Raw genomic sequence first — 12,412 nt, 5'->3', positions numbered from 1 at the left:
GGGTGGAGCAGCCCGGTAGCTCGTCAGGCTCATAACCTGAAGGTCACAGGTTCAAATCCTGTCCCCGCAACCAAACACACCACATACACCTCACAAAACCGCAAACAGCCGGCCCGCGCACCACGCAGGCCGGCTGTTTGCCGTTCGGGTATCACCTTCGGCAGCGGCTCCCGATGCGGCGTCCGCCTCGTCATCCCTCATCGCGCCGATGCGCCGACCGACCGAGCCCGAACCGGGCGGGGCCGCCCGGTGCGCCTTCCGGAACAGGTCCGGCCTCCGCCAGATCCTCCATGATCGGGCAGTCCGGGCGGTCGTCGCCGTGGCAGCGCGCGGCGAGCGCGGTCAGCGTCCGGCTCATCGCGTGGAGCTCGGCCGCCTTCCGCTCCAGCGCGTCGACGTGCTCGAGCGCGATGCGCTTCACGTCAGCGCTGGCCCGGCCCCGGTCGCGCCACAGCGCCAGCAGCACGCCGATCTGGTCCACGGTGAAGCCGAGGTCGCGCGCCCGGCGGATGAAGCGCAACGTGTGGATCTCCGCTTCGGTGTAGTGCCGGTAGCCGGCTTCCGATCGCGCCGCCCGGTCGATCAGGCCGGTGCTCTCGTAGTAGCGGATCATCTTGGCCGAGACGCCGGAGGCCCGTGCGGCCTCGCCGATGGTCATCATCGCCGCGCCTCCGCGGCCGGGCGCCAGCGGCGCAGCAGCAGCGCGTTGCCGACGACGCTGACGCTGGAGAACGCCATCGCGGCGCCGGCGACCATCGGGCTGAGCAGGCCGGCGGCCGCGAGCGGAATGCCGACGACGTTGTAGGCCAGCGCCCAGAACAGGTTCTGCCGGATCTTGGCGTAGGTCCGCCGGGCGATGTCGACGGCGTCGGCGACCAGCACGGGATCGCCGCGCATCAGCGTGATGCCGGCGGCGTGCATCGCGACGTCGGTCCCGCTGCTCAGGGCGATGCCGACATCGGCGGCCGCGAGCGCCGGCGCGTCGTTGACGCCGTCGCCGACCATGGCGACCCGACGCCCGCCGGCCTTCAGGCGCAGGATCGCCGCCGCCTTGTCCTCCGGCAGAAGCTCGGCCGTGACCGCGTCGAGGCCGAGCGCCTCGGCCGCCCGGGCGGCGCTGCCGCGATTGTCGCCGGTCAGCATCACGATGCGCAGGCCGCGCCGGCGGAGCGCGGCCACGGCCGCGGCCGCCGAGGGCTTCATCGCATCGCCGAACGCGATCAGGCCGAGGAGCCGCGGCGCCTGGTCCGGGTCGCGACCCGCCTCGGCGAGCCACGAGACGGTGCGGCCGTCCCGCGCCAACGCCTCGGCCCGCGCGGCGAGCGCCGTGAGGTCGACGCCGTCCTCGTCCATCAGCCGGCGGCTGCCGAGGCGCAGCGTGCGGCCCTCCACCACGGCGGCGACGCCGCGGCCGGGCAACGCCCGCAGGTCGGACGCGGCCGGCGGCGACACGCCCTCGGCGGCGGTCAGCGCCGCGACGGCGCGGGCGAGGGGATGCTCGCTGCCGGCCTGCAGCGCCGCGGCGCGGCGCAGGAGGTCGGCCCGCGCGATGCCCGGCGCGGGCTCGAGCTCGGTCACCGTCGGGCGTCCCTCCGTCAGCGTGCCGGTCTTGTCGAAGGCGACCGTGTCGAGGGCATGGGCCACCTCCAGCGCCTCCGCGTCCTTGATCAGGATGCCGTGGCGCGCCGCGACGCCGGTGCCGGCCATGATCGCCGTCGGCGTCGCCAGGCCGAGCGCGCAGGGGCAGGCGATCACGAGGACCGCCACCGCGTCGATCAGCGCGGCCTCGACGCCGGCGCCGGCCACGAGCCACCAGCCGAGGAAGGTGAGAAGCGCCAGCCCGAGCACCACCGGCACGAACACCGCGCTGACCCGGTCGACCAGGCGCTGAATCGGGGCCTTGGCCGCCTGCGCGTCCTCGACCAGGCGGATGATCCGCGCCAGGGTCGCCTCCGCGCCGACCGCGACGGCCTCGACCACGAGCAAGCCGTCGCCGTTGATCGCGCCGCCGACGACCCGGTCGCCGACCGCCTTGGCGACCGGCACGCTCTCGCCGGTGATCAGCGCCTCGTCGACCTGGCTCGCGCCGGCGCGGACGGTGCCGTCGGCGGGCAGCCGCTCGCCGGGGCGGACCACGACCATGTCGCCGACCCGGAGCGCCGCGACGTCGATCTCGGCCTCGCTGCCGTCCGGCCGGCGCAGGCGCGCACGCTCGGGGCGCAGCGCCGTCAACGCGCGGATCGCCGACGCGGTGCGCCGCTTGGCGCGGCTTTCCAGGCGCTTGCCGAGCAGCACCAGGGTGATCACCACCGCCGAGGCCTCGAAATACAGGTGCGGCGCCGCGTGACCATGCGCCTCGGCCCGGACCAGCTCGACCAAGCTGAGGCCGTATGCCGCCGAGGTGCCGAGCGCGACGAGCAAGTCCATGTTGCCGGCGCCGGCCCGCAGCGCGCGCCAGCCGGCCCGGTAGAATCGGGCGCCGAGCCAAAGCTGGATCGGGGTGGCGAGCGCCAGCTGCAGCCAGCCGGGCGGCATCCACGCGATCCCGAACGGCATCAGCAGCATCGGCGCGACCAGCGGCGCCGCGAGCAGGCCTGCGACGAGGAGGTGGAGCCCGTCGCGGCGCGCGGCGGCGTCCCGCTGGACGTCCGCGGCCTCGGCCCCGCCCGCGGGTGCCGCCGGGGCCGCCTCGTAGCCGGCCGCCTCGATCGCCGCGACGAGCGCGTCGGCGGTGACGGTGCCGGCCGCGACCGTCACCCGCGCCCGCTCGGTGGCGAGGTTGACCGCGGCCGCGGAGACGCCGGGCACGGCCCGCAACGCCGCCTCCACCCGCCCGGCGCAGGACGCGCAGGTCATGCCCGTGACCGCGAGATCGACGGTCTCGGCCGCGACGTCGTAGCCGGCATCCGTCACCGCCTGCGCGAGGGCCGCGGTCGGCACTGCGCCCGCGACGGTGACGCTGGCGCGCTCGGTGGCGAGGTTCACGGAGGCGCTCGCGACGCCCGGCACCGCCCGCAACGCCGTCTCGATGCGGCCGGCGCAGGACGCGCAGGTCATGCCCGAGACGGGCAGGGCGACGGTGCGGGTGTCGGCCGGCGCGTGCGGGTCTGTCGCGGTCGGGGTGAGCGTGTCGGCGTCTGCGTTCAGCATGGAGCCGAGATGGGGCTTCCAACGGTGGGAAGGTCAAGGGCGGATGGTGAAGGCTTGAACGGCGCCGGATGCGGGGATCGGTTTTCAGCCGTCGGCGGTCAGGGGCGCGGCCGGCTCCGGTCGTCGCCGAGCCGCGGGCCCGCGCCGACGGCGGCAGCGAGCCAGGTTCGGCGCTGCGCGATCAGCCGCGGCAGCGGACGCTCGACCCGCACGCTCGCGGACCGGGTCGCGCCGGCCCCCGGAGCGGCACCCGATCGATCCGTCACCGGCCCTGCGATCCGAGGCGCTGTGGACCGTGCATGGCCACCAGCCTGGCGCCGGCCGGCGGGCCGGTCGACCGCCGCCGCTTCAGGCCGTGCGGGGGCCGTCCGTTTCAGAGGTCGGGGGCGCCGATGCGCGCGCTGGGCCCGGGGAGCGCCGGATCGGTGCCGCGCATGCCGGCACCATGCCGATGCCGAGCGGAGCATGCTGCCGGGCTGCTGCCGATCCTTCGAGGGATTGCGAGGTCAATATCCGATTCGTATTTCTCACGGAACGGATCGTCAAAACTGTAATTCCGTTCCAGGAACCGTGACTTATGAAATCAGACCTTGCTGTCGGGTCGGCGATTGATATGCTGTCGATCCTGAGAAGGCGAAGCTTCCGTTTCCCCTTTGCTTCGATTCTCACACTCAGCCCCGCCGGCTCGAGCCGCGCGGGGCTTTTCGTCGTGCCTCGCGGGCGACCGGTCCGCGGCGATCGCTCCGCATCGGCCGATGGACGCGGTTCGCGACGATCGCGGCCACCCGACATGACGATGCCGGCTCACGGGGAGCCGGCATCGTCGGTCGATCGGTCGTTGGCGATCGGTGTTCGCGATCGGTGTTCGCGATCGGTCTTGGCGATCAGTACTTGCGGACGAGCGGGGTGGGCGCGGCGACCGCGGCGGCGGCGGTGGTGTAGAGCGGCGCGATGAAGCGGACCCAGCCGCGGGTCTCGTCGGCGAACGGGCCGACGCCGCGGTCGGCGACGGTGCGGGTCACCATGAGCTGCGTCTTGAAGATGCCGAAGTCGTAGCCGATCAGGCCGCCGGCCGCGAACGTGCCCTGCTTCTGGTAGTTCGCGTAGATCGCCCGGTTCCGGTTCACCGGCAGGTCGGTGTAGCCGTAGGCCACGGCGCCGATCTCGAACTTGCCGAAGGTCTTGGTCGCGGTCAGGTCGATGTAGAGGCCGTCGGAATTCGGGATCGGGCCGAGGGCGGCGCCGACCTGGCCGCCGAAGCGCGGCGCGTCGTCCACCTGCAGGATGTGGGTGAGCGCGGCGGTCAGGTTCCAGCCTTCGCCGGTGTAGGAGATGCCGCCGGTGTTGCGGATCGAGGTGCCGGCGACCTGCGGCAGCACCGGGGTGGCACCGCCGGCGATGCAGGCGGCGCCGGGAGCGCCGTTGCAGAGCGAGCCGCGGTCGCCGACGCCGACATAGGCGCCGACGAGGTAGGCGGCGCTGATCTTGTTGCCGAGATCCCAGGCGAAGATGTTGCCGATGAAGGGGTTGTAGAAGTAGCTCTGGTCCTGGTTGGCGACGCCGGCCGGGTTGTTCGTGCCCACGAACACCGACGGGACCGCGATCACCGGCATGATGGTCGCGCCGAGCACCTTGTAGCCGGTCGACCAGACCAGGATCGGCACGTTGACGCCGACGTCCGGGCTGTTGCGCGCGTCGCCGCGGCCGGTGCTGAAGGTGTTGATCGCGTAGACGCCTTGCGGCAGCGGGCCGTAGGCGAGGCCGACCTGCTCGCCGGGCTGCGTGACCGGACCGGCCTGAACGGTGGTGCTCATGCCGACGGTGAGGGCGACCGCACCTGCGGCAAGCCAGGTCTTCATCATGTTCTCGTTCCTACCCCAGGGATCTCGAATGTCGGGCACGTCGCCTCGAGACCATCGTGCCGAACCTCGCTTGTCCGGTGCGAGTTCTGTTCGGCGATGGCCCAAGCGCCGTCTTGCGGTCCGACCTCTCCGTCTCGACCTGGAGAATTATTCTACAGCGTCGCCCAAAAAAATAGCGGTTTCAGGCACCTTAGTGCCAAGATTGGGCCGCCGTTGCACAAAGGCTGCACTTTCCGGGGGCGGCGGCCGGAGCCTCATCAGCACCGCCCGGGCCTGAGCCCCCGATGTGATGTACATCGCCTCGATGCGCGGGCCCGCGACGGCTCGAATAGGATCGAGGACGGCCGATCGATCGAGGTTCGTCCGGGACGCCCGCACGAATAGGGCGGCAATAGGCGGACCTCGCGCGCCCGAGGGATCCGAACACGGGGGGACCCTGCTCGCGACCCGCGTCCGAGAGCGGGGCATCGATCCCCGGCGTAGGCGCCGGACCGCGCCTCGGGCGGGGGAGGGCGGCCGGTCTTTTCGGAAGGGCCCTGGGCGATCCGCGGCGCGCCGTTATCCGCCGCCGTGCAGCGTGCGGCCGAAGAGGGCGCGCATCGCGTGCCAGCCCTGCTCGGCGGCGTCAGGATCGTGGACGGGGAAATCCGGCATCATCCAGCCATGCGCGGCGGGATAGGTCCGCGCCGTGTAGCGCACGCCGGCCTGCGCCAGGGCGTGCTCCAGGCGCGCGGCCATCGCGGGCGGATAGCTGTCGTCGTTCTCGGCCGCGGCGATGTGGATCTCCGCCGTCAGCGCGGGCGCGAGCCTGTGGGGGCTCGTCGGCGCATCGGTGGCGAGGTTGCCGCCGTGGAAGCTCGCCGCGGCGGCGAATCGGTGGGGGTAGGTTCCCGCCGCGGCAAGCGCCATGCCGCCCCCCATGCAGAAGCCGACCGCACCGACCCTGCGTCCCGCGACGTCGTCGCGCGTGTCGAGATAGGCCAGGACGGCACCGGTATCCTCCGCGGCCTTGATCGGGTCGGTCGTCGCCATCAGCGGGCCGAGGATGGCGCGGAAGCCGGCCGCCAGGACGTCGCGCGGCACGAACGGCCCGTAGGGGCCGTAGCGGTAGAACAGATCCGGGACGAGGACGACGTAGCCGGCATCGGCGAGCCGCCGCGCCATGTCGAGCATCGCCGGGCGGATGCCGCCGGCGTCCATGTAGAGGATCACCGCCGGCCACGGCCCGCCACCGGCAGGCGTCACGACATGCGTCGGGCAGGCGCCGTCGCGTGTCCGGATCGTGGTCTGCTCGGTCGCCATCGAAGCCTCCTCGGCAGGACATCGGCGATGTCCGCGCCGGACCATCTACGGCCGCGGGCGGACCGGCCGCAAACCCGTCGACCCGGTCGAGCGAAAGGCGCGCGGCGCGGCGGCGCATCGGGTGGATCTGCAGTCCTGGCCGATGCGCGCGATCGGCCAGGGCTTCGCAGGGTTGAGTTTCGCTCCGCGGACCGGTCCCCGCTCACAGGGCCCCGAGCGTCACGGTGCTTGCGCCGAGCTCGGCCGAGGCGGGGACATCGGGCAGCCAGCGCACGGCGCCGGCGGTCGCGAAGCCGCCCTGCTTGAGGACCTGGGCGGCATTCGTGGCGATGCCGCGGGTCCGGTAGGCGACGGGGAAGGCGGCCGGCGCCTGGAAGCGCTCGGCCGACGCCTCGGCAACGGATGCGGGCCGCCACCGCGTCAGGTTCGGCACGAGAAGGCCGCCCTGCGCGCGGACGTCGGCGGCGCCGAGCGCCACGCCCGGCACGTGATAGCCCGCACCGAGCACGGCGGGCACGGCGACGGCGTTTCCGGTGGCGGTCGCCTCGGAGGCGGGGGCCGCGGCGAGGGTCCCGATGGTCAGGGCCAGGGCGGCGGCGAGGGTGATGGTGCGGTGGGTCATCCGTCGATCCTCAACTGCGACGGGGTTGCCCGTCGTTCGATGAGGCGAAGATGCGAACGGCCACTGTATCGATCAAACAGATGCGATCGATCCCAAGTATCGATGGCGTAGATATCTCGTCCGTCTTGCGGACGCCGCTCCGCGCCCTCCTTCAGGCATACGGCGATCGGTCGGCCGCAGCGGAGGCGGGCCACGCGTCCGGCGCGCGATCGAGCCCGAGGCGAGAGACCCGAGGCATCGATCCCATGAACGACCCGATATCCGCGACCCAGGTCACGATCGAGCACGTGACGCTGCGCTCCCCCAAGTCCTTCGAGGCGGTGCGGTCCGCCCTGGAGGCGTCGGTGCCGCGCCTCGACCACGCCTATGCCGAGCTGCTGCTGGACGGGCAGGTGGACGCGGCGCGCGACCTCCTCGAGCGCCAGGCGCCGCTCTCGATCTTCGGCGCCCGCGACCATGGCGGGCTGCTCCGCACCGCCGGGCTCGTGCGCAAGGCCGTCCAGTACGACATCGGCAACCCGCTGACAGCCGCGCGGATGACCCGGCACGTCCTCTCGGCCGCCCTGTACGCGCCGGTCCGGGTGCTCCTGCGCGAGGATGCCGAGGGCCGCGTCGCGTTCGAGTACGACCGCCCGGCCACCACCTTCGGCCAGTTCGGCAACCCCGAGGTCGACGGCGTCGCGCGCGACCTGGACGAGCAGCTCCGCTGCGTCCTCGCCGCGGCGGCCGCCTGATCTCGCCGGACGGGCACGGCGGCCGGCGCGGCCGGATCCTGGCCGTCCGGCCGGCCCCCAGGAAGCGGCCGATCGCGGCCCGTGGGCCGACCCATCCGATCGCGCCCGGGTCCGGCGCGAAGGCGTCGCGGCGCGCCTCCGGCCGCCCGTTCCCTCACAACCCCAGCGCGCCGCCGTCCGAGCGCGGGTCGTGCGTCGCCTCGATCCGCCCGTTCCTGGCGTGGCGCACCAGCATGCCGGCGTGGCCGAGCGAGTCGATGTAGGCGCCGCCGAGCTCCTCGATCCGGTGGCCCATGCGCTCGAGGGCGCGGATGCAGGCCGGGTCGAAGCGGTCCTCGACCTTCACCGTCAGCGATTCCGCGCCCCAGGTGCGGCCGTAGAGCAGGCGCGGGGCGTCGACCGCGTCGGCGGGGCCGCGGCCGTAATCGGCGTAGCGGGTGAAGATCTGCGCCTGGAACTGCGGCTGGCCGTCGCCGCCCATCGAGCCGTAGGCCATCACCCGGCCGTCGTCGAAGCAGGCGAGCGCCGGGATCAGGGTGTGGAACGGGCGCCGTCCCGGCTCCAGCGGGTTCACGGCGTCGGCGTCGAGCGAGAACGACGTGCCGCGGTTCTGCCAGTGGATGCCGGTCTTCGGCAGCACGCAGCCCGAGCCGTATTCCCAGTAGATCGACTGGATGTAGGACACGGCCAGGCCGTCGGCATCGATCGCGCCCATCCACACGGTGTCGCCCTCGCCGGGGTTCCGCAGCGGGATCGCGGCGGCGCGCGCCATGTCCACCTGCGCCGCCTCGCGGGCGAGGTTTTCGGGCGTGAGGTAGGTCGCCGGGTCCGAGGTCAGGCGGTCGTGGTCGGTCACCACCCGGTCGCGGATCGCGAAGGCGCGCTTCGTCGCCTCGATCAGCCCGTGGTAATGCGCCGTGGTCTCCCCCTGGCGGATGTCGAGGCGGTCGACGATGCCGAGGATCAGCAGCGCCGCCAGGCCCTGCGTCGGCGGCGGGAAGTTGTAGAGCGTCGCGTCGCGGCGGCGGATCGAGAGCGGCGCGCGCTCGCGCGGCTGGTAGGCCTTCAGGTCGGCCCGCGTCACCGGCGCGCCGAGGCGCTCGAGGTCGGCGGCGATCTCGCGACCGACGTCGCCGCGGTAGAAGTCGTCGAGCCCGGCATGGGCGAGCTGCTCCAGGGTCGCGGCCAGCGCCGGCAACCTCCGCACGTCGCCCACCGGCCACGGCTTGCCCGCCTTGAGGAACGTCGCGGAAAAGTTCGGGGCGTCGTGGAGGGTGTCGAGCTCCTTCGGCACGTAGCGCCCCTCCGAGGGCGAGACCGGGCAGCCCTCGCGGGCGTGGCGGATCGCGTCGGCGAGCAGCGTCTCCAGCGGCAGCCTGCCGCCGAGCGCCCGCGACAGCTCCAGCGCCAGCCGCCAGCCGCCGACGGCGCCCGCGACCGTGACGCAGGCGTCGGGGCCGCGGGACGGGATGGCGTCGAGCTCGCGCTCACGGTAGCGCGCCCGGGTGGCGAGCGCGCCGGCCGGCCCGCAGGCCTCGATGCCGCGCACCCGGCCGCCCTTCTCGCGCACCAGCCAGAACCCGTCGCCGCCGATGCCGTTCATGTGCGGGTAGACCACGGCGATCGTCGCGGCCATCGCGGTCATCGCCTCGATCGCGTTGCCGCCCTGCGCCAGCACGGTCTGCCCGGCCTGCGCGGCGCGGTGGTGCGGGGCGGCGACGGCGCCGTGGGAGAAGACGGGTGTCTCGGGCATGGTCTCGCTCACGGCTGGCGACGGATCGGCCGGCTGTACGAAAACCGTGCCGCGGGCGCAAAGCCGCGGGCCTCGACGAAGGGATCGCGCGAAGCGCCGACGCGGCCCCCGCTCCCGTCCGGGAGAGGGTCGGGGTGCGACCTGTCCGGAAAGACCTGTCCCCCTCGCCGTGTCCCTCTCCCGCATCCAAGTCGGGTCTCTCCGACTTGGACACAGGACGGGCAGGTTTGGGCACACGACGTGCAGATCTCGGGCAAGCCCGAGATCTGTGAGAGCGAGGAGATCCGCGCTTCACCGGCCCTCCGAAGCATCCCTTCGGCCCGGAACCCGGCCGGTGTGCTTAACCTGCACGGGACAGGCCCGTTCGGTGGGGCTAGGATCGGGCCACGAAGGCTTCAGGGTTCAGTCGTGTCGCGTCCAGCCCCCCTTCCGCGCAGCCGCCTGCTCCCTTGCCTCGCCGCCGCGATGCTCGGCCTCCCGACGCTTGCGCAAGCGCAGCAGGCATCGCCGGCGCCCCCGGTCATTCCGGTGATCCGCGAAGGCGCCGGCGGCGACGTGCGGACCTCGGTGGCGCAGCCCGAGACCACGAGCCAGACCTCGGGCGGCTATGCCCGCTCGGTCGAGCCCTATCTTGGGCCGCTCGGCGATCCGTTCGGCCTGCGCCCTGTCCTGAAGGAGCGGGGCATCCAGTACAGCCTCACCTACATCACCGACGTGCTCGGCAACCCGACCGGCGGGATGCGGCAGGGGGCGGTGGTCGAGGACCGGCTGAACCTGCGGCTCTACCTCGACCTCGACAAGCTCGCCGGCTGGCAGGGCGCGAGCGTGCACGCCAACGCCTACTTCATCCACGGCACCGGCCTGTCGCGCTACTACGTCGGCAACCTGCTCGACGTCAGCGTGATCGGGGCGCTGCCCGCGACCCGGCTCTACGTGCTGTGGTTCGACCAGCAGTTCCTCGACGGCAAGCTCGGCCTGCGCATCGGCCAGCAGGCCGCCGACACCGAGTTCTTCGTCAGCCAGACCGCGACGCTGTTCGTGAACTCGAGCTTCGGCTGGCCGGCGATCACCAGCGCCAACCTGCCTTCCGGCGGCCCGGCCTATCCCGTGGCGGCGCCGGCCATCCGCGCAAAGTTCGAGCCCGGCGGCGGCCTGTCGTTCCAGGCCGGGATCTACGACGGCGATCCGGCCGGCGCCAACCGCCCCGGCGACGACGCGGAGGAGCAGCGCCTCAACCGCACCGGCACGAACTTCCGCACGAACGACCCGGCCCTGATCGTGGCCGAGGCGGCCTATTCCTACAACACCGAGAAGGGCTCGACGGCGCTGCCGGGCACGGTGACGTTCGGCGGCTGGCAGCATTTCGGCCGCTTCGACGACCTGCGCCGCGACACGCTCGGCCTGTCCCTCGCCGACCCGGCCTCGTCCGGCGTGCCGCGCCAGCGCCGGGGCAATGCCGGCCTCTACGCGATGATCGACCAGAGCCTGCTGATCGAGCCCGAGAAGGACGACGAGGGCCTGTCGGTGTTCGTGCGCGCCTCGCTCTCGCCGACGCGCTCCAGCCTGATCTCGGCCTACGTCGATGCCGGCCTGGCCTACAAGGGCCTGATCCCGGGGCGCGACGACGACACGATCGGCGCCGGCATCGCCTATGCCCGCTACGCCGACGACGCGCGCCGGGCCGACACCGACACCATCCTGTTCACCGGCACCGCGATCCCGCGGCGGCGGGCCGAGACCGCGCTGGAGGCGACCTACCAGGCGCTGGTGGTGCCGGGCTTCACCGTGCAGCCGGACGTGCAGTACATCATCCGCCCGAGCGGCGGCGTCGCCGACGCGGACGGGCGCCGGCTGAAGAACGCCACCGTGCTCGGGGTGCGGGCGACCGTGCAGTATTGAGCCCGGGCGGCGCGCCGGCCCGCGGCCGCGAGGCCTGCGGGTCAGCCCGGGCCGTCCTCGTCCGGGACGGTGTCGCCGAACGGCACCGTGAGCACGCGCTCGCCGGCCTCGTCGGCGATCTCGAAGCTGCACACCATCCAGTCGCGGATCAGCGTCAGGCGGTCCTGCGCGATCATCCGGCGGGCGACGGCGAGCGCCCGCGCGCGGGCGGCCTCCACGTCGGCGAGCTCGTCGCCCTCCTCGTCGATCGCCAGCCCCGCCGGGCCTTCGCGGTGCCGGACATGGAAGAAGTACCGCGGCATCACAGGCTCCCGATCAACCGGGCGTACTCGCGCTCGGGCAGGCCGTAGCCGTCGTCCACGACCGCCTCCAGCCCTTCGCGGCTCAGGATCGTGATGCGGCCGCGCCGCGCGCGGATCAGGCCGTGCCCCTCCAGGGCCTGGACCGCCAGGGTCGTGCTGCTGCGCTGCGCGCCCAGCATCAGGGACAGGAACTCGTGGGTGAGCACGAGGTCGTCGCCCTCCAGCCGGTCGTGGCACATCAGCAGCCAGCGGGCGAGGCGCACGTCGATGTTGTAGGCCGCGTTGACGAAGGCGGTCTGCGCCGTCTGCAGCATCAGGATCTGGACGAAGCGCAGCAGCAGCCCGCGCAGGGTCGGGCTCTCGTCGACCGCGGCCAGCAGGTCCGCGGTGGCGATGGACAGCATCCCGCCCGGGCTCTGGACGAAGTGGTGGAACGGCGACCGGTCGACGGCGAGCAGCACCGGCGCGGCCCCGACCAGGCCCTCCCGCCCGATCACGCCGATCTCGACCCTGCCGGCGGCCCCGCTGACGATCGAGGCGAGGCTGTCCTCGGGGAAGTACAGCGTCCGGATCGGCTCGTCGGGCGCGATCAGGGTCTGTCGCAGCTCGGTCGCGACCGGCTGCAGGGCCGGCTGGAGCAACGCGAAGTCGGCGGGCGAGAGCGCCCTGAGCAAGCGGTTGCGGACGCTGGATCGCTGCGGTGCCGGCATCGCTCGGTCCCGATCGGGCAAGAGCACGCGCTGTCTCCCAGGCGCCCGCGCCTCGTCTCTCCGGCAGGCGATGGGCCA

Annotated in this window: 11 protein-coding genes; 2 read left to right on the top strand and 9 right to left on the bottom strand. The window is 73.1% G+C overall.

Translation table 11 applies throughout. From position 1 onward, the window contains the following. Window positions 1-190: 190 nt before the first annotated feature. The 6 genes from cueR to MKK60_RS16500 form a co-directional block, all read right to left on the bottom strand. Window positions 191-658 (bottom strand): Cu(I)-responsive transcriptional regulator, encoded by a 468-nt coding sequence (gene cueR / locus MKK60_RS16525; RefSeq protein ID WP_243987381.1) that lies wholly within the window; start codon window positions 656-658, stop codon window positions 191-193. Next, window positions 658-3,150, bottom strand: coding sequence for a heavy metal translocating P-type ATPase (locus MKK60_RS16520; RefSeq protein ID WP_279604127.1), 2,493 nt, complete (start codon window positions 3,148-3,150; stop codon window positions 658-660). The genes cueR and MKK60_RS16520 overlap by 1 nt, the downstream gene beginning before the upstream one ends. A 98-nt stretch (window positions 3,151-3,248) precedes the next feature. Next, a complete protein-coding gene (locus MKK60_RS16515) occupies window positions 3,249-3,416 on the bottom strand; it encodes a hypothetical protein (RefSeq protein ID WP_243987371.1) in 168 nt (55 codons plus the stop codon). A 618-nt stretch (window positions 3,417-4,034) separates the two neighbouring features. After that, window positions 4,035-5,012 (bottom strand): transporter, encoded by a 978-nt coding sequence (locus MKK60_RS16510; RefSeq protein WP_147842835.1) that lies wholly within the window; start codon window positions 5,010-5,012, stop codon window positions 4,035-4,037. Between the two features lie 558 nt (window positions 5,013-5,570). Then, window positions 5,571-6,314, bottom strand: coding sequence for a dienelactone hydrolase family protein (locus tag MKK60_RS16505; protein ID WP_243945515.1), 744 nt, complete (start codon window positions 6,312-6,314; stop codon window positions 5,571-5,573). A gap of 202 nt (window positions 6,315-6,516) precedes the next feature. Continuing rightward, window positions 6,517-6,936: a hypothetical protein gene (locus tag MKK60_RS16500; RefSeq protein WP_243987383.1), complete on the bottom strand. Its 420-nt coding sequence runs from the start codon at window positions 6,934-6,936 to the stop codon at window positions 6,517-6,519. A gap of 245 nt (window positions 6,937-7,181) precedes the next feature. Between MKK60_RS16500 and MKK60_RS16495 the strand changes: the two genes are divergently transcribed. Next, window positions 7,182-7,670 (top strand): DUF302 domain-containing protein, encoded by a 489-nt coding sequence (locus MKK60_RS16495; protein WP_243933716.1) that lies wholly within the window; start codon window positions 7,182-7,184, stop codon window positions 7,668-7,670. 154 nt (window positions 7,671-7,824) lie between these two features. Here the strand turns inward: MKK60_RS16495 and MKK60_RS16490 are convergent, their stop codons facing one another. Beyond that, window positions 7,825-9,423 carry a gamma-glutamyltransferase family protein gene (locus MKK60_RS16490; RefSeq protein ID WP_243987369.1) on the bottom strand — a complete coding sequence of 533 codons (1,599 nt, stop codon included), beginning with the start codon at window positions 9,421-9,423 and terminating at the stop codon, window positions 7,825-7,827. 465 nt (window positions 9,424-9,888) lie between these two features. Here MKK60_RS16490 and MKK60_RS16485 point away from each other — a divergent pair, with 465 nt between their 5' ends. Further along, window positions 9,889-11,322, top strand: a complete 1,434-nt coding sequence (locus MKK60_RS16485; protein ID WP_243938260.1) for a carbohydrate porin — start codon at window positions 9,889-9,891, stop codon at window positions 11,320-11,322. 41 nt (window positions 11,323-11,363) lie between these two features. On the opposite strand, the gene MKK60_RS16480 is transcribed toward MKK60_RS16485, so the two are convergent. Further along, on the bottom strand, window positions 11,364-11,624 hold the full coding sequence (locus MKK60_RS16480) for a DUF6894 family protein (protein ID WP_147728908.1): 261 nt from the start codon (window positions 11,622-11,624) through the stop codon (window positions 11,364-11,366). Beyond that, window positions 11,624-12,334 carry a Crp/Fnr family transcriptional regulator gene (locus MKK60_RS16475; RefSeq protein WP_243933713.1) on the bottom strand — a complete coding sequence of 237 codons (711 nt, stop codon included), beginning with the start codon at window positions 12,332-12,334 and terminating at the stop codon, window positions 11,624-11,626. Before MKK60_RS16475 ends, MKK60_RS16480 begins: the two co-directional genes overlap by 1 nt. Window positions 12,335-12,412 lie beyond the last annotated feature (78 nt).

Source organism: Methylobacterium sp. J-092, from assembly GCF_022829325.1.
Classification (GTDB): Bacteria; Pseudomonadota; Alphaproteobacteria; order Rhizobiales; family Beijerinckiaceae; genus Methylobacterium.
This window is presented reverse-complemented; position numbering and strand designations above follow the sequence as displayed.